Here is a 17,636-nt window from a genome sequence, read left to right on the forward strand (position 1 = left end):
GCCGCCGATTCGTGACAAACCATCACAAAGGAGGACAATGGGAGTGCTGGGGTAGTTGAGGACTGGCTGAGGCCCCCGCATCGTCCCCCGGCACAGGAGTGCATCATGAATGCGCGAGGCCTGGCGATGGCGCTGGGCACCTTCGCCCTGCTGCTGGCGGCCGGAACCGCGGCGCAGGCCGGGGACAACAACCCCGGGAACGACCCGCACATGGAGACCTACAAGGTCACCATCTGCCACGCGACGGCGTCGGAGACCAACCCCTACACCGTCAACCACGTGTCCTGGAACGCCGTCGACAACGGCCTCAACATCAAGTGGAACGGACACGGAGACCACACCGGGGACATCATCCCGCCCTTCGGCGGCGAGAACGGCTTCCCCGGCCTCAACTACGACGAGGCGGGCCAGGCGATCCTCGCGAACGGCTGCGTGGTACCGGCGGATGAGCCGGAGCCCGTGGTCGAGACCGGATCGGTCATGATCTGCCACGCGACCTCGGACACGAGCGATCCGTTCGTGTCCGACCAGGTCGGGTGGACCTCGACGGACGGCGTGGTCGACATCGCCTGGAACGGGCATGACGACCATCCGGCCGACATCATCCCGCCGTTCCTGTCCTACGCCGGACAGAACTACGGGACGCTCGGCCAGGCGATCTGGGACAACGACTGCGTGGTCCCCACGCAGGAGCCTGATCCCCAGACCACCGAGGTCCCCGACGACGAGGACGAGCCGGAGGTCGATGTCCTGTCGGACACCGCCACCCCGGAGGCCCCCGTCGCCACCCCGGTCCTGTCGGACGCCGGCTACACCGGCTGATCCGTCGACCGGACAGCACGACCGGCCCTGCTGCAGCAGGACCGGTCGTCGCGTGTCAGTCGGCGGGCACCACCGACGGGCCGGGCTCGACCCCGAGGCTCACCATCAGCTCGCGGACGCGGGCGTCGATCTGGTCGCGCTGGTCCTCCGAGGGGCCGGGCTCGATCGCCCAGTCCTCGTAGCGCTTGCCGGGGATGTAGGGGCAGGTGTCGCCGCAGCCCATGGTGATGATGACGTCGGCCTCCTGCAGGCGGGAGTCCGTCCACCGCTTGGGGTGCTCGTGGCTGATGTCGATGCCGACGGCGGCCATCGCCTCGACCGCACCGGAGCTGAGCGCCGGGCCCGGCTCGGAGCCGGCGGACCAGGCGACCGCGCGGTCGCCCGCGTAGTGGCTGAACAGGCCGAGCGCCATCTGGGACTTGCCGCCGTTCTTGACGCAGAGGAACAGGACGTGGGGCGTGGGCATGGAGGTCTCCTTCTTCAGGGGGTCGTGAGCGCGTCCGCCAGGCGGCGCACGCGCGGGGTCAGCTGATCGACGATGCGCGCGAAGGCCTCCGCGGTCCCGTCGGGCCGCGGGATGGACCAGTGGGCGGCGCCCGCGCCGGACTCGTGGGCGCGGTCGCAGACGGTGATGACCAGGTCGCCGGCGGCGCGGACCTGGTCGAGCGGCGCGGGAGTGTCGGCGAGCGGCGTCAGGCCGTGGCGGGCCAGCTCGGCGACCGCCCCGGGGTGCAGCGACGCCGCGGGGTCGACGCCGGCCGAGGCCGCGGGGACGCCCGCGGCGGCGGCCAGCGCCGCCGCCAGCGGGGAGCGAGCCGCGTTGCCGGTGCACACGAACAGCACGCGGGAGGGACGATGCGCGGGCGCGTCGGGCGCGGCGCGACCGGCGGGCTGCGAGACGCCGGGGGCGCCCGGGGTGGCGATCGCCGCGGCGACCAGCGGCGACCAGCGCAGCGAGAGGTACGCGCGGCGGCCGTCGCCGTCGGAGCGGCGCCGGTCCACCAGCCCCGCATCCTCGAGCACGCGCAGGTGATGCGCGAGGAGGTTCGACGGCAGGTCGACCGCGCGGCCGAGCTCGGCGGGCGACAGGTCCCCGGCGGCCAGCACGTCGACCAACGCGAGCCGGTGCGCGTCGGCGAGCGCGGCGAGCTGGGCCAGTCGGTCGGTCACGACCCCACCCTAGCCCATCTTGCTCAACGGCGACTGAGGTATCAGCGTCGCACGAGCCCCAGGCATCGTCCGCGACCGCGGACTCCTTGAGCCGATAACGCAGTCCCTTTTGTCACATCCTTCACATCCGTACATATAAACCTCATGAGGCAACACCCCCCTGCGAGGGTCGTTGACCCTGGTATCCGGCCCGAATCACGATGTGAGCAACCGGGGGATCGGGATTACGTGGGCTGGCTGAGGAGCCCCGCCCTCCCCTGGCTGGGAGAGGGATCATGAAGCTGAGGAACTTCGCCATCGCCGCAGGCGTGGCTGCGCTGACGCTGACGGGCATCGCGCCCGCAGGCGCCAACGAGAACAACACCAACAACCCCGACAACTGGGTCGGCGCGGCCGCCGCGGCCGCCGGCGTCGACCCCGAGATGATCAGCTGCTACAACGACAGCTTCGGCTCGATCGTCGAGGGCGGCACCGCCGTCGAGCTCGACCCGTACACCGGCGACGGCTCGGGTTACGCGCTGCTGGTCGTCAAGGGCGGCGCCGTCGACTACGGCTGGGGCGACGGCAACGCCGAGCCTGTCGAGTACCCGGTCGCCGGGACCCCCTACTTCACGCCGCTCAACGGCGGCGGCCAGCAGGCGGGCGTCTCGCACTGGATCGTCTGCGTCGACGACACCGTGCCGACCCCGCCGGTCGACGAGCCCCCGACGCCGCCGATCCCGCCCCAGCCCGACGACAAGATCGTCTACGGCGAGTACGCCGAGGGCGAGTGGGTCTGCGGCGACACCACCGTGACGCTCACCCGCGGCTTCACCGTGACGCCCTACGTCTGGAACGGCGAGGAGTGGGTGCTGGACACCGCGAACGCGACCTCGGGCGTCGAGGCGAAGCTGCGCGACCTGACCGAGGAGGAGCTCGCCTCCTGCGTGGAGGAGCCTCCGACGCCTCCGACTCCGCCTACCCCGCCGACTCCGCCGACGCCTCCGACTCCGCCGACGCCCCCGGCCCCGCCGGCCCCGCCGGTCGACCCGAGCATCGAGGACGCCGAGGTCATCCCGATGTGCGGCGCCGAGGGTCCGTACCTCGCCTACACCGTCACGGTCAACGACCCCGCCGGCACGCTCGGCGACACCGCGACCCTGACCTTCCACCACCCGACCGACGCGGCGCAGGACTGGTCGATCGAGGTCGGGCTCGGATCAGGCACGGTCATCTGGCCGGGCGTCGAGTGGAACACCGACGGAACCGTCGCGACGTGGCCGGGCTGGTACTGGGACGTCGACGCCGAGGAGTGGGTGGAGGACGCCTCCGCCAACTACGGCTGGACCACCGCGCCGGACACCGAGGTCTCCGTGACCGTGGACCCGCTGTCGCAGACCCTCACCGTCACCTACCCGGGCGGCGTGGTCGGATGCGACTTCACGCCCACCATCGTGGTGGTCGACGACATCGTCGCCGAGACCCCCACCACGTCCACCGAGGCGCCGACCACCACGGTGGCGCCGACCAAGGCTGCTGCGGCCACCCCGGTGAAGTCCGCAGCCACATACGCCGGCTGATCCCCCCGGCGACGCGGCCCGGCAGGTCTCACGACCTGCCGGGCCGTGCTTTGCTCGCTGCGAGGACGATGCGCCCCGACGCTACTCCGAGATCGTGACCGGGGTGCCGAGCGGCAGGCCCACCGTGGTGACCAGCGCGGTGATCGCGTCGTTGGGCAGGCGGATGCACCCGTGGGAGACGGCGCGGCCGATCGACGTCGGGTCGTCGGTGCCGTGGATGCCGATCACGGCGTCGCCGCCGGCGAAGGAGTCCAGCACGGGCGAGTAGCCCGACAGCCCGTACGCGTACGGCCCGTAGAGCCCGTCGGGGTCGGGCGGCTGCAGCAGCTCGCGGATGAAGTAGACGCCGCCGGGCGTGGGCATCTCGTCGCGGCCGAGCCCGATCGACGACTCGAAGATGACGTCGTCGCCGTCCGTGACGGTCAGCGTGAAGTCCGACAGCACCACCTCGACCTGGAGCGTGGTCGAGGTGAGCGTGACGTCCGACTCGGGCACCCAGCCCGTGGTGCCGTTGGGACGCACGGGCAGGTAGAGCTCGACCCAGCCGGCCTGGCGTTCCTTGACAAGGAACACCAGCGGGGTCTGATCCGGGACGGTGAGGACGTCGGCGGCCTCGACCGTCTGCTGCTCGGCTCCATCGGGCGCGGTGAACACCGTGAGCGACTGCCCCGACGCCTGGGCGATGAGCGACCCCTCGACCTCCGCGGGCTCGCTGGGAAGGTCCGAGGCGCTGATCGCGGGCTGCGCGGACGTGCTGGATCCGCCCGTCGCGGTGCCCGCCGGCTCGCTCGTGCCGGTGCAGCCGGCCATCACCAACGCGCCCAGGCTCACGGCCGCGAGGACTCTCACGCGCATCGTCCCTCCCTCCAGGTCGGAGGCCAGCCTACGTCGGAGACCTCGCGACGGACCAGGGCCGACGCGACACCTCGCCCCATCGCCGCACGCGCGCCGTCCGGACCTACGCTGGGTCCTAGACGGCAGGATCATCGCTGGCGGCAGAGGGGGACAGGATCATGAGCGGCGACACCAGCCCGGAGCGGAGGCCCCGCTACACGCCTCGGACCGGCAAGCAGGCGATGCGCAGCATGCGAGGCGACGCCGCGTCGATGTGGCGTGGTGTCGCGAACCCGATCTCGCTCCGCGGGCTGGTGGCCGCGGGCGCCGGCACCCTGGTGCTGATGCTGCCCGGCGTCAGCACCGCGATCGTCCAGATCATCGTCGTGGCCGTGCTGGGCGTCTCCGGCATCCTCGACGTGATCTACGCGCTGGTCGGCAAGCGGTGGATCGGCAAGCGACGCAACCGCGTGATCGCGTTCCTGCGCGGCCTCATCACCGTCCTGTTCGTCGCGATCCTGGTGCTCTTCATGTGGATCGACACCGACGGCGGCACGGTGAGCCTTCAGGTGGTGGTCTCGCTGACCGGGCTGTACGTGGCCATCCGCGGACTCTTCCTGCTGGTGTCGTCGATCTTCCGCCGCGGGCAGGAGGGTCAGGGGCCCCGGATCGTCGGCGGCGTGATCGCGCTCGCCGGAGGCGGGATCGCCTTCTGGTCGCCCGAGACCCTCACGGACGCGATCATCGTCGGCGGCGCGACCCTCGCGATCGTCGTCGGGCTGATCCTGGTCGCATGGGGCCTGCGCCGCAGCTCGTCCCACGAGGCGGGTCTCGACCCCCGTACGGCGACGTTGCCCGAGGTGCTCTGGGACTGGATCCGGGGCATGGACATCGGCGTCGGCGAGCGCGAGGACCTGGCGGACAGCCTCTACTTCGACGAGCCGGGACGCTACGCGAAGCTCGGCGCGTGGTGGGTGATGCTGGTCCTGTCCGTCGCGATCGCCACCTTCGCCGTCCTGTCGGACTCGACCGCCGTGGTGATCGGCGCGATGCTCGTGGCCCCGCTGATGCAGCCGATCGTGGGGCTCGCCGGCGCGCTCGTCAACGGCTGGCCCCACCGCGCGCTGCAGGCCGGGCTGATGGTGACGCTCGGGGTGCTCGTGTCGATCGCGCTGTCCTACGGCCTCGCCGCGTGGGCCCCCGTGGCGGTCTCGTTCGACACCAACACGCAGATCACGTCGCGGGTGAACCCCAACGTGATCGACATGTGCATCGCGATCGCGGCCGGCGCGGCGGGCGCGTTCGCGACCGTCAACAAGCGGGTGTCCTCGTCGATCGCGGGCGTCGCGATCGCGGTCGCGCTGGTGCCGCCGCTCGCGGTGGTCGGCATCTGCCTCGGCGGCGGGCGCTTCGTCGATGCGGGCGGAGCGTTCCTGCTGTTCCTCACCAACTTCGCCGCGATCGTGCTGTCCGCGGCGCTGGTGTTCGTGCTCACGGGCTTCGCCGAGCATCGTCGCCTCCAGGACAACCCGATGCGGGTGATCGGCGTGCTCGGCCCGTTCGTGGCCCTCGCGGTGGTGCTGCTGGCCCCGCTCGTGCTGTCCTCGCAGGGCCTGCTGACCCAGGCGACCGCCGAGCGCGTGGCGCAGCGCACGGTCGACCAGTGGCTGGGCGAGGACCCCGACTTCGTGGTCGAGGGCATCTCGATCGAGAGCGGCACCGTCATCGTCGCGTTGCGCGGCAGCGGGGACACCCCGCCGCCGGAGGACCTCAAAGCCGCCCTCGACGAGGAGCTGACACCGGCGCGCGCGCTCCGGCTCACGGTCACACCGGTCGAGGTGACGGAGATCCCGGCGCGCTGAGGCCGCCGGGCCTCCTCCCTCCCGCCTTCCCGTCCTCCCCTGGACAGTCCGCACGGAATCCGCGCCGACACGCCGGCGGCTGGGGCCGATCGGGTCCGGGACCACGGCGTGTCGCGCCCAACTCCGTGCGTACTGTCCGGAGGCGGGGCGGGGCGGCCGCGGAGGGACCACGGGCCCGGCGGGTGAGGACCGCCGAGCCCGTGGACCTTCGCCTCCGCGAGTCTCAGCTCTCGCGTCGGCGGCGCACCGTCAGCAGCGCCAGCCCGGCCACCAGCAGGAGCGCAGCGGCTCCCAGGGTGCCGCGGACGTCCGCGCCGGTGACGGACAGGGCAGGCGGCTCGGTCGGCTCGACCACGATCACCGGGATCACGGTGTTGACCGCGTCGCAGGTGACCATCCCGCCCAGCGGGGCCACGAACGTCACCGACGTGGCCACGTCGTCGAGGTCCTCGACCCCGGTGCAGGTGAGCTCCTGGGTGTAGAGCTCGTCGACCGGCTCGGAGACCGTGTAGGTCGCCCCCGGGATCAGGTCCCAGGTCGCGGTGTCGGAGCTCGAGTTGCCCGCACCCGTGAGGGTCACCGTCGCCGGGCCCACGTCGGAGGTCAGGGTGAACTCGAACGCCCAGTCGCCGTCGTCGGGCATGCCCGCCACGGTCTTGGTGAGCGCCAGCTGCGCCGCGAGGCCCGCGTTGGTGGCCGTGCAGTCCACCTGCTGGTCGAAGCCCGCGACGAAGGTGACGGAGGACGCCACGTCGTCGAGGTCCTGAACCCCCTCGCACATCAGGGTGGCGGCGTAGCCGTCGACCTCCGCCTCGGCCACGGTGTAGGTCTCGCCCGGCACCAGGCCGGTCCAGCCCACGGGCTCCGCGGTCACGTTGCCGACGCCCTCGACCAGCTGCGAGTCGACATCACCGACGGCCGGCGCGATGGAGAACAGGAAGCTCCACGGCAGGTCCTCGGCGACCCCGGTCACGGTCTTGGTGATGGAGACGCTCGACGGCAGCGCGGTGTTGACCGCGTCGCAGACGATGCTCTGGTCGAAGCCGGCGACGAAGGTCACCGACGTGTCGACGTCGTCCAGGTCCTCCACACCCTCGCACATCAGCGACTGCGTGTAGCCGGCGTCCACCGCCTCGGCGAGCACGTACTCCACGCCGGGGACCAGGTCGGTCCACAGCAGCGGCGCCGCGGTGCCGTCACCGGTGCCGGAGGCGACCTGCTCGCCACCGCCGCCCGCCGCCGGCGTCAGCGTGAAGGCGAAGGACCAGTCGTAGCCGTCGGCCACGCCCTCCACCGTCTTGGTGACGCTGAGGTCGGACGGGAGCCCCGCGTTCGACGCCACGCAGGTGATGTCGAGGTCGAAGCCCGCGATGAAGGTCACCACCGTGGGATCGGGGTCGGTGTCCTCGACTCCGGTGCAGACCAGCATCCCGTCGTAGTCGGGGTACAGGCCCTCCATCACGGTGTACTCCGTACCGGGCACCAGGTCCTCCCAGACCAGCGGCGCGGACACCATGTCACCGGTGCCGGTCGCCGTCTGCAGGCCGCCGTCGCCCACCTCCGGGGTGAGGGTGAAGTCGAACGCCCACGCGAGCGTGTCGGCGACACCGGTCACCTCCTTGGTCAGGGTCAGGCTGGAGGGCAGCGCGTCGTTGGTGGCGTCGCAGATGATGTCCTGGTCGAAGCCGGCGACGAACGTGACCGTGGTGTCGGACTGGTCGAGGTCCTCGACGCCCATGCACATCAGCATCTGGTCGTAGCCGGTGACCAGCTCCTCGGCGATCACGTAGGTCTCGCCGGGGACCAGGTCCTCCCACGTCAGGACGTCGGAGCCGGGTCCGGTGCCGGTGGCGTGCTGGACGCCGCCCCCGGTCGCCTCGGGCGACAGCAGGAACCCGAAGTCCCACTGGTGGTCGGGACCCACGTTCGTGACCGTCTTGGTGACCGTCAGGCTGGAGGGCAGCGCGTCGTTGGTGGCGTCGCAGGCGATGTCCTGGTCGAAGCCGGCGACGAACGTGACCGTGGTGTCGGACTGGTCGAGGTCCTCGACGCCCGTGCACATCAGCATCTGGTCGTAGCCGGTGACCAGCTCCTCGGCGATCACGTAGGTCTCGCCGGGGATCAGGTCCTCCCACGTCAGGACGTCGGAGCCGGGTCCGGTGCCGGTGGCGTGCTGCTCACCGCCGCCGGTCGCCTCGGGCGACAGCAGGAACCCGAAGTCCCAGGCGTAGTCGTCGGCGACGCCGCTGACGGTCTTGGTCACGGTGAGCTCCGAGCTCCTGGCCGTGTTGGTCGCGGTGCAGGTGATGTTCTGGTTGACCCCGTGCCGCCACGTGACCGTGGTCGGGTTGTCGTCGAGGTCGGCCGGCACATCGCACACCAGCGTCTGGTCGTAGCCGGGGAGGATCTCCTCGGCGAGCGTGTACTCCTCGCCGGGGATCAGGTCCTCCCACGTCAGGACGTCGGAGCCGGGTCCGGTGCCGGTGGCGTGCTGGACGCCGCCGCCGGTCGCCTCGGGCGACAGGATGAACCCGAAGTCCCAGGCGTAGTCATCGGCCACGCCCTCGACCACCTTGGTCACGGTGACCGAGGTGGGCACCGCATCGTTCACCGCCCGGCAGACGATGCTCTGGTCGAAGCCGGCCATGAACGTCACCGAGGACTCGGACAGGTCGAGGTCGGTGACGCCGTCGCAGACCAGCCGCTGGAGGAAGCCTCCGAGCGCGACCTCCTCGAGCCTGTAGACCTCGCCCGGGATCAGCCCCTCGATCGCGCGAGGCTGGATGAGGGTGCTGCCGGTGCCGCCGAGCACGAACTGCTCGGAGCTGCGGCTCGACGGACCCGTGGGAGCGAAGGTGAACGCGAACGCCCACTCGTAGTCGTCGGCGACGCCGGTGACCTCCTTGGAGAGGGTCGCCCGCGAGATCTTCGCCTTGTTCAGGGCGTCGCAGGTGAGGTGCTGGTCGAAGCCGGCGACGAACGTGACCGTGGTGTCGGACTGGTCGAGGTCCTCGACGCCCGTGCACTGCAGGGTCTGGGTGTAGTTCGTGTCGACCACCTCGGCGAGCACGTAGGTCATGCCCGGGGTGAGCCCTGTCCAGGTGAGCACGTCGGACGTGCTGCCGGTGCCGAGCGCGACCTGCGCGGACGGCAGCCCCCCGATCGGCGTGAGCAGGAATCCGAACTGCCAGCTGTAGTCCTCAGCCACGCCGACCACCGTCTTGGTGACCGTGATGTCGGTCGGCTTCGCCGTGTTGTCCGCGGTGCAGACGATGTGCTGGTCGAAGCCGGCGACGAACGTCACCGAGTGGTCGAACGGGTCGAGGTCCTCGACGCCGGTGCACTGGAGATCCTGGACGTAGCCGCCCACGACCGCCTCGGACACGATGTACGTGGTGCCGGGCACCAGGCCCGTCCACTCGAGCACGTCGGAACCGTCACCGGTCCCGAGCGCGAGCTGCGCGTCAGGCGCCCCGCCGAGCGGCGTCAGGGTGAACCCGAACTGCCAGGGGAGATCGCTCGCGACCCCGTCGACCGTCTTGGTGAGCGTGAGGTCCGACGGCTTGGCGGTGTTGACCGCCGAGCAGACGATGCTCTGGTCGAAGCCGGCGATGAAGGACACCACCGTCGGGCTCGGGTCGAGGTCGACCACCCCGGTGCAGCGGAGCGTCTGGGTGTAGTCGCCGTCGGCCGCCTCGGTCAGCGTGTAGAGCGTGCCGGGGACCAGGTCCGACCACACGAGCGGCGCGGAGACCATGTCGCCGGTGCCGGTCGCGGTCTGCATGCCGCCGCCGGTGGCGTCCGGGCTGAGCGTGAAGTCGAAGCCCCACGCCAGCGCATCGTCCACGCCCGAGACGGTCTTGGTGAGCGTCAACGTGGACGCCTCCGCCGCGTTGGTCGCGGCGCAGGTGACGTGCTGGTCGAGGCTCGCGACGAAGGTGACCGACGCGTTGGTCGGGTCCTGGTCGAGGTCCTCCGCCACGGTGCACGAGAGCGCCTGGGTGTAGTCCCCGTCGACCTCCTCCGCGATCGTGTAGGTCTCGCCCGGGACCAGGTCGGTCCAGGTGAGCACGTCGGAGCCGTCGCCGACCCCGGCAGCCTTCTGGAGGCCGCCGCCGGTCGCCGGGGGCGTGAGCGTGAAGTCGAACTCCCACGCGTAGCTGCCCGCCACGCCCGTGACCGTCTTGGTCAGCTCGACGTCCGCCGGCTTGGCCGCGTTGACCACGTGGCAGTCGATGACCGCGCCGGGAGCCGGGTCGATCTGATACCCGGGGGTGTCGCCGTCGGCGTCGGGCAGCTCCGTCTGCGCCTGGTCGTAGCACTTCATGGTCGCGTCGTAGCCGGTCGCGCCGGACTCGCTCAGCGTGTACTCGGTGCCGGGCTGGAGGTCCATCCAGCTCGCCACGCTCGGCGAGGTCTGGTTGCCCGTGCCGGCGAGCGTCTGGGTGCCCGCCGGGACCGCGTCGGGGCTCAGGGTGAATCCGAAGGACCACGGGTAGTCGTCGGCGACGCCCGTGACCTCCTTGGTCAGGCTGAGCCGCGCGAGCTTGGTGTTGTGCACGGTGCAGGTGACGGTCTCGCCCGCGTTCACGGTGATGTCCGCCGGGTCGTCCTCGCCCTGGTCGCACATGATGCTGTCGAGCCGCCAGCCGTCGGGGACGTCCTCGCCCACCGAGTAGCCGGAGCCGGCGTCGACGAGCGCGCTCAGGGTGTTGCCCGAGACCGTCCCGCCGGTCGCGGTGGTGGTGATCGTGCCCGCGGCCGTGCCGGTGATGTCGAAGTCGCCAGCGCCGCCGTCGGAGGCCTTCTGGACGATCAGCTTCCCCTGCTGCTCGTTCGTGAAGGTGCAGGTGATCAGGTCGCCATTCTGGGCGGTCACGGTCACCTTCTGGTTCGCGAGGTCGACGGTGCCGACCTCCTGGCCGTCGGCCTCGCAGTAGATGCTGTCGAGGCCCCACGGGAGCGCGCTCGCCGGGAGCGTGCCCTCGCTGATGACCACGGGCTCGCCCGCCGTCGCGGCGAAGGTCTGGGACTCGCCGAGCTTCAGGCCGAAGTCCGTCTGGCCGTAGCTGAAGTCGAAGTCGGTGCCCGTGTCGCCGTCACCGGCCTTCTTCACGACGATGCCCGTGAAGACGTTGTGGATGGTGCACGAGCTGGTGCCGCCCAGGAGCGACGACGGCACGTCGAAGACGTTCCCTGTGGGGGCGCCGTCCTCGTAGAGCGTGACGTCGACCCACGGTCGACCTGCCGCGAAGATGTCCTGATACGTGCACATCACGGTGTCGAGGCTCCACCCCGGCGGGAGGCTGTCGGTGAGCTCCCAGGCGGTGTAGTCGGTGCCGTTGATGACGCGGTTCCACGAGTCCTGCTCGCCCACGGCCAGGTCGCCGACGATGACGGCCTCGCCATCCCGCACCGTGCCGCCGCCCGTGCGTTCGATCCGATAGTCGAACTGCTGTCCGGGGGCGTCGGTGGTGGCGGTCTTGTCGATCTCGACGGTGCCGCAGTTGGAGATGTCGATCGGCGGCACGTATGCCAGGTCCTTGAGCGCACTGTTCGGGTCGTAGCCCGAGGCGGTGGCCGCCTGTCCGCCCACGCTGACGGTGCGGCACTGGTCGCTCGGCAGGATGCGCAGCAGGCTGAGGTTCATCGCGACCTCGCCCGCGGTCTGGGTGGCCGTCACCTCGACGGCTCCCGCCAGGATGCTGCGCAGCACCCAGGTGCCGCCCACGCGCTGGTACAGGTCGGCGTTGGAGGCCTTCGAGGGATTGAACTCGAACAGCATCAGGTAGTCGCCGTCGGGGTCGCTGGTCGGCGGCAGACCGTCACCGTCGTCGAAGTACAGCGCGCCGATCATCGAACCGGGATCCGCGTTGCAGCGCTTGTAGATCGCGTAGACGATGTCGTTGACGTCGCCGCCGACGTCGACCTTCTCAGCCGCGATCGCGACGTAGGCCAGGTCGCTCTTGGACGGCGTCACCTGCGAGAAGGTGGAGCCCCAGATGGGGCCGTGCTCGAGCTTGACGCCGCTGTCGCCGGCGTCATCGTTGACATCCGCGCACAGGTCCGGGTCCTCGCTCATCGCATACACGCCGGTGGTCGGCAGGCCGCCTGGCGTGGTGCCCGCGCCGTACAGCGCGTCGAAGTCGTTCGGGCCGGCGGTGTCGGCGTCGATCACGAAGGCCGTCTGCGGCGTGAAGGCCGCGGACGTCGCGACCGCGGGCGCCGCCACCCCTCCCGCGAGCGTGGTCGCGAGCAGCGCCGTGATCGAGACCCCCGCGATGACCGGCCGCGACGTTCGCCGTCGAGCGTGCCGTCCGCGGGTTCCCTCAAACCTGCCTGTGGACATGAAGCCGCGCATGATACCCCTCCCTCACTGGGGTCGCGCAGGTCACTCCCTTGTGACCTACATCACATTCGACGCTACGCCCGCGATGTGACATACGCCACATTGAGCCGTTCGGGACGTATGTTATGTCCGTTTTGTTGCGCTTTTCGGGGATGAATGTGGCCGATTCGTGATGTAGAAGGCCTCAAGTCGGGGCGTTTCCGGCCGAAGCGCCGACCGGCTCGGGCCCATGTCGCCGCCGGCCAGAACGGCCGTCGATGCGACAACGCATCCGGGCGTGTCGCGCATCGTCCCGGCCCTGCGCCGTGCCCCAGAAGCCCTGTGAGTGCACGGCGCGACGCCTAGGGCGCTCGGCGTCGCACGGTGCACTCGCAGGACCGACAACGGCGGCTGTGGACAGCCGGCGCTCGTCCACAGATCTCCGAGCGGCGGCTCCGCGCTCCCGATGCTCTGTTGCGCTGGAGAGATGCGCGCGATCCCGGGGGTGCCCATGCCCAGCGGCCTCCTGGCCGACCACCTCGACTCCCATCCCCATGCGTGGTCGCGCGCCGAGCTGCTCCACGCCTGGTCGACCCGGCGACTCACCCGCGCCATCGCCGACGGAGCCGTGACCCGGCTGCTGCCGAGCGTCTACTGCGGTTCCCGCCACGCAGCTGATCCGGTGGTTCGAGGCGAGGCCCTCAACCTGTGGCACCCCGCGGGCCTGGTCACCGGCGAGCTGGCGCTGCATCTGTGCGCGCGCCAACTTCCCGCGCCGGACCGGGCCGCCCTGATCGTGCCGCGTGGACAGCACCTGCGATCCCCGAGCTGGGTGCGGCTGCTGCAGGTGGGGACGCCACGGGTGAGCACCAGCTTCTCCATGGTGAACTGCGCGGTCCCCGAGCGCACGCTGCTCGATGCCTGGCGTCTCGCCGCACCGGAGCGCCGGGCAAGCATCGCGTGGGAGGCCCTGTGGGCGCGCGCCTGCAGCTGGCGCCAGCTCCGGCGGGAGGTCGAGCGCGCTCCGCGGGTGCCGGGACGCGTCGAGCTCGAGCGGATGCTCGGCTGGTTCGCCGCCGGCGCCACCACCCCGCTCGAGGTCCGCGCACGGTACGAGACCTTCGCGGATCAGCGCTTCCGAGAGTTCGAGTGGCAGGTTCCGCTGGCGTTGAGATCGCGGCGCGCCACCGTCGACATGCTGCACCGGCGCGCGGCGGTCGTGGTCGAGCTCGACGGCGACCGCTATCACTCGACGCGCCAGGCGCGCGATGCGGATCGCGAGCGCCAGACGGACCTGGTCGCCGCAGGGTTCGCTGTGCTCCGCTTCGGCTGGCGCGATGTGGTCGATCGGCCCGCGTGGTGCCGGGACCGGGTGCTCACGACCGTATCCGCGCGCCTCGCGGGTCCTGCGAGTGCACGACGCGACGCCTAGGGCGTCCAACGTCGCGCGGTGCACTCACAGCTGGCGGCCCGCCGCGTACGACGCTCGTCCGGCTGGCCGCGATGGCCGCGTAGTCGACCCGGTTCACCCGCCACAGCACCGCGACCACGCCGACGTAGGCGACGAAGACGATCAGGCCGGCCACGACCGGTGCGTCCGCAAGCATGCGTCCTCCGAATCCCCTGGCACGGGCGGCGACCCGCGCCGGATCCCGCCAATCCTGCCAGGGCGGGGGCCCGGCGGCTAGGCCGTCAGCTGCGGCATGCCCTCCGGGGGGAGCACCTCGGTCGACGTGGGAGCGGGGCGGGTCAACGGCACCGGCGTCCCCCACACGGGCTCGCCGTCGACGAAGGGCAGCACCTGCGCGCACGCCTGACGGTTGGGCTCCCACAGGGGGTCGCCCACGATCTCGGTGTAGGTGCGGGCGTGATAGACCAGCACGGTCTCGCCGTCCTCGTTCTCCGTGAACGAGTTGTGGCCGGGCCCGTAGATGCCGACGGCGGGATCGGAGGTGAACACCGGCTCCGGCGACTTGGTCCAGGCCGCCGGGTCGAGCGGATCCGCGTCCGCGTCGGCCGTCAGCAGGCCCATCGCGTACTCGATGCCCGTGCCGGACGCCGAGTAGCTGAGGTACAGCCTGCCGTCCCGCTGCAGCACGGACGGCCCCTCGTTGACCCAGAACACGCGGGTCTCCCAGTCGTACTCCGGCTTGGTCAGCATGACCGCCGGCGTGGCCAGCGTCCACGGGTTCGCCATGCGCGCGATGTACAGGTTCGAGTTGCCGCGGATCGCGAGATCCTGCTGCGCCCACACCAGGTACTGGACGCCGTCCTTCACGAAGCTGGTGGCGTCCAGCGCGAACGTCTCCCAGCCGGTGTCGACCTGGCCGCGCTCGACCCAGGTGCCCGTGATGGGGTCGGCGTCGGTGCACTCGAGGACGTAGACGCGGTGGTTGAAGGTCTCGGCGGTGCCGGGCTCGTCCGCCGACGGCGCGCCCGTGGGCGACGCCGCGTAGTAGACGTACCAGGCGCCGTTCACCCGGTGGATCTCGGGCGCCCAGATCAGCTGCGACTGCGGACCCGAGTCGTGCTTCACCCAGATGGTGTGCTCCTCGGCCGCCTGCAGGTCCTCGAGGCGCGAGGCGCGACGCAGGACGATGCGGTCGTACCGCGGGTGCGAGCCGGTGAAGTAGTACTGGTCACCGTCGCGGAGCACGCACGGGTCGGCGCGCTGCAGCACGATGGGGTTCGGGATGAGGTCCTCGGACACGGATGGCTCCTTCGACAGGCGGTCGCCGCATCGTCGCTGGTACGGCGGGCCTCGGGGGCATCCGCACGGATGCGGACGTCCCCCGGGGCCTGAGACTGGTCACGAGTTTACAACGATGGAAAGCGCGTGTCGAACCGGTGCGCCACCATGCGTGCGCGGAGTCGAGCCGGCACGCGCTCGCCCCGCCGCTCAGGTGCGCGCGGTGGCGAGCTCCTCGCCCGCCGGTGCACCCGCATCGTCCGCACCGCCGCGGCCGCGCGGCCGGTCGTTGCGCATGAGCAGGCTCGCGACCACCGTCACCGCCACGATCGCGACGGACATCACCAGGTAGGCGTTCGAGAAGCCGATGGACTCGTAGGCCACGCCGATCGGCAGCGAGAAGACGGCGACACCCAGCGACTTCGCGACCCCGAAGCCGAGCATGTACGCGGTGGCCGAGATGCGGACGTCGAACGTGCGGGTGATGTACTTCATCACGGAGACCAGCATCAGCGGCATCTCGATCGCGGCGAGCAGGCGCCACGCGATCAGCGCCTCCGTCGTGGTGACCAGCGCCGAGCCCAGCACGCGGACCACCAGGATCGCGGCGAAGAGCTGCAGACCGCGCTTGGCGCCGATCCGGTTGACGAACCAGGGCGCGACCAGCATCACTGCGGCCTCCGCGAAGATCTGGATGGTGACCACGTAGGAGAACAGGGAGACCGGGTCGCCGTGGTCGACGTGGGCGGCGAAGTAGATGGAGAACTGCTGATCGAACACGTCGTAGAGCGCCGCGGTCCCGAACATCAGCACGACGAAGCCGAGGAAGCTGCGATCCTTGACCAGGCCCAGCACCGCCGCGCGGCTCACCTTGACGGAGGAGTGCTCACCCTCGGCCGCGCTCTGCTCCGCCTGCCGCGGCACCCGCGCGACGAACAGGAGCGCGCCGAGCACGAGCGCGCAGAAGGATGCCGCCCACCAGATGCTGTCGGGGTTCACGTTCGCCCACAGCCAGCCCGCGACCAGGGTGATGGTGCCGCCCGCGAGCGAGCCGAAGAGGCGGGCATGCCCGTACTCGAAGTCGTTGGCGCGCGAGGCGCGCTCGTTGAACGCCTCCACCACGCTCACGCCGGCCAGCAGCACCAGCGCCATGAACATGCCGGACACGACCGCCGCGCCCACCGGGCTCCATGCCAGCAGCGGCGTGAACACGAAGGCGAAGAACGGCCCCACCATCGCGCCGCACAGCACCACGAACGCGAACAGGTGCTTGCGCAGCCCGAGCCGGTCCTGCAGGTAGCCGTAGAGCGGCTGGAGGCACAGCGCAGTGATCGCCATCACGGTGTTGATCAGCCCGATGTTGCCCTCGCCGAGGCCCCTCTGGTCGAACCACAGCCCGTGGAAGGAGAAGAAGATCTGCCAGATGGCGAAGTAGAAGAAGTACAGACCGCCGTAGTTCCAGAACACGCCCCGCCTCAGCGACCCCCTCAGGCCCCGGTCGGACGATGCGGGGGTCGCGCCGGGCGACGGCGACGTGGCGGGCGTGGGCGCAGCGGACATGGGCGACTCCTTCGTGCGAGGGTCGGGCCCACCTTTGCACCCGTCAAACAGTGATCTCTTCACTGTAAACGCTCCCAGCGGTGCCGCATTCCATCGCGGGTCGGGCCCGGGGGCTGGCCCCCTCTGACAGCCCGAGGTTCGCGCACCGGCGTAGCCTGAAGGTGTGAGCAGGAGCCGGCGATGGCTGGCCGCGATCGCGCTGACCGCGACCCTCCTCGCCGGGTGCTCGCAGGGCGACGTGCCGGAGCCGTCACCGAGCGCGACCAGCCAGATGCCCTCCGCGACGGCGACGCCGAGCCCCGCGCCGACCCCGACGCCCACACCCTCGCCCACCCCGACGTGCGAAGCCTTCGGCACGGAGGAGGCGACCGCATCGTCCGACGACTGGGGCGCGCACCTGAGCCCCGTGATCTGGGGCTCGACCATGCGCCTGGGGACCCACGATTGCTACGACCGCTGGGTGCTCGAGTTCGCGGGGGCCACGGCCGCGCCGGGGTGGTCCGTCACGCCCTACGAGGCGAGCACCTTCACGCTCGACCCCTCCGGGGAGGAGCTCACGCCCGCGCTCGCCGGCGCGGCGTCGCTCGACGTCGCGTTCGGCGCATGGGTCGACGGCACCCCGCTGGGCGAGGACGCGTACACAGGTCCCATGACCCTCGCGGGCGGCGGGGCGATCCTCGAGGCGCGGATCCTGGGCGGATTCGAGGGCATCAGTCACGTCGGGATCGGGCTCGACCAGGCGCGGCCCTACCGGGTGACGTGGCTCGAGGACCCGGTCCGTTTGGTCGTGGACGTCTTCACGGGCTGAGAGA

General features: G+C 71.0%; 11 protein-coding genes. 5 read left to right on the forward strand and 6 right to left on the reverse strand.

Going from position 1 to position 17,636, the window contains the following annotated elements; all coding sequences use genetic code 11:
* Positions 1-105: 105 nt before the first annotated feature.
* Positions 106-822, forward strand: coding sequence for a hypothetical protein (locus QQX10_RS08660; RefSeq protein ID WP_301118657.1), 717 nt, complete (start codon positions 106-108; stop codon positions 820-822).
* 55 nt (positions 823-877) lie between these two features.
* Here QQX10_RS08660 and QQX10_RS08665 read toward each other — a convergent pair whose 3' ends face one another.
* Positions 878-1,288, reverse strand: a complete 411-nt coding sequence (locus QQX10_RS08665) for an arsenate reductase ArsC (RefSeq protein ID WP_301118656.1) — start codon at positions 1,286-1,288, stop codon at positions 878-880.
* A gap of 14 nt (positions 1,289-1,302) precedes the next feature.
* A complete protein-coding gene (locus QQX10_RS08670) occupies positions 1,303-1,992 on the reverse strand; it encodes an arsenate reductase/protein-tyrosine-phosphatase family protein (RefSeq protein WP_301118655.1) in 690 nt (229 codons plus the stop codon).
* A gap of 275 nt (positions 1,993-2,267) precedes the next feature.
* Between QQX10_RS08670 and QQX10_RS08675 the strand changes: the two genes are divergently transcribed.
* Positions 2,268-3,551, forward strand: coding sequence for a hypothetical protein (locus tag QQX10_RS08675; RefSeq protein WP_301118654.1), 1,284 nt, complete (start codon positions 2,268-2,270; stop codon positions 3,549-3,551).
* An 81-nt stretch (positions 3,552-3,632) separates the two neighbouring features.
* Here the strand turns inward: QQX10_RS08675 and QQX10_RS08680 are convergent, their stop codons facing one another.
* Entirely contained in the window at positions 3,633-4,406 is a 774-nt protein-coding gene (locus QQX10_RS08680; protein WP_301118653.1) for a L,D-transpeptidase, read from the reverse strand.
* 158 nt (positions 4,407-4,564) lie between these two features.
* Between QQX10_RS08680 and QQX10_RS08685 the strand changes: the two genes are divergently transcribed.
* A complete protein-coding gene (locus QQX10_RS08685) occupies positions 4,565-6,247 on the forward strand; it encodes a DUF389 domain-containing protein (protein ID WP_301118652.1) in 1,683 nt (560 codons plus the stop codon).
* A 223-nt stretch (positions 6,248-6,470) separates the two neighbouring features.
* On the opposite strand, the gene QQX10_RS08690 is transcribed toward QQX10_RS08685, so the two are convergent.
* The gene (locus QQX10_RS08690) at positions 6,471-12,596 is read right to left on the reverse strand and encodes a prealbumin-like fold domain-containing protein (RefSeq protein WP_301118651.1); all 6,126 of its coding nucleotides are present in this window, start codon (positions 12,594-12,596) and stop codon (positions 6,471-6,473) included.
* Positions 12,597-13,062: 466 nt separating this feature from the next.
* Between QQX10_RS08690 and QQX10_RS08695 the strand changes: the two genes are divergently transcribed.
* A complete protein-coding gene (locus tag QQX10_RS08695) occupies positions 13,063-14,007 on the forward strand; it encodes an endonuclease domain-containing protein (protein WP_301144542.1) in 945 nt (314 codons plus the stop codon).
* Positions 14,008-14,259: 252 nt separating this feature from the next.
* Here QQX10_RS08695 and QQX10_RS08700 read toward each other — a convergent pair whose 3' ends face one another.
* Both QQX10_RS08700 and QQX10_RS08705 read right to left on the reverse strand, forming a co-directional pair.
* On the reverse strand, positions 14,260-15,285 hold the full coding sequence (locus QQX10_RS08700; RefSeq protein ID WP_301118649.1) for a glycoside hydrolase family 43 protein: 1,026 nt from the start codon (positions 15,283-15,285) through the stop codon (positions 14,260-14,262).
* Positions 15,286-15,474: 189 nt separating this feature from the next.
* Entirely contained in the window at positions 15,475-16,824 is a 1,350-nt protein-coding gene (locus tag QQX10_RS08705; protein ID WP_301118648.1) for an oligosaccharide MFS transporter, read from the reverse strand.
* 163 nt (positions 16,825-16,987) lie between these two features.
* Between QQX10_RS08705 and QQX10_RS08710 the strand changes: the two genes are divergently transcribed.
* On the forward strand, positions 16,988-17,632 hold the full coding sequence (locus tag QQX10_RS08710) for an AMIN-like domain-containing (lipo)protein (RefSeq protein ID WP_301118647.1): 645 nt from the start codon (positions 16,988-16,990) through the stop codon (positions 17,630-17,632).
* Positions 17,633-17,636: the final 4 nt, after the last annotated feature.

It is taken from the genome of Demequina lignilytica (assembly GCF_030418305.1).
Lineage (GTDB): Bacteria > Actinomycetota > Actinomycetes > Actinomycetales > Demequinaceae > Demequina > Demequina lignilytica.

Coding starts and splice junctions, on each gene's coding strand:
- QQX10_RS08660 (WP_301118657.1), top strand. CDS start 106: ATGAATGCGCGAGGCCTGGCGATGGCGCTGGGCACCTTCGCCCTGCTG.
- QQX10_RS08665 (WP_301118656.1), bottom strand. CDS start 1,288: ATGCCCACGCCCCACGTCCTGTTCCTCTGCGTCAAGAACGGCGGCAAG.
- QQX10_RS08675 (WP_301118654.1), top strand. CDS start 2,268: ATGAAGCTGAGGAACTTCGCCATCGCCGCAGGCGTGGCTGCGCTGACG.
- QQX10_RS08680 (WP_301118653.1), bottom strand. CDS start 4,406: ATGCGCGTGAGAGTCCTCGCGGCCGTGAGCCTGGGCGCGTTGGTGATG.
- QQX10_RS08685 (WP_301118652.1), top strand. CDS start 4,565: ATGAGCGGCGACACCAGCCCGGAGCGGAGGCCCCGCTACACGCCTCGG.
- QQX10_RS08690 (WP_301118651.1), bottom strand. CDS start 12,596: ATGTCCACAGGCAGGTTTGAGGGAACCCGCGGACGGCACGCTCGACGG.
- QQX10_RS08695 (WP_301144542.1), top strand. CDS start 13,063: ATGCGCGCGATCCCGGGGGTGCCCATGCCCAGCGGCCTCCTGGCCGAC.
- QQX10_RS08705 (WP_301118648.1), bottom strand. CDS start 16,824: ATGTCCGCTGCGCCCACGCCCGCCACGTCGCCGTCGCCCGGCGCGACC.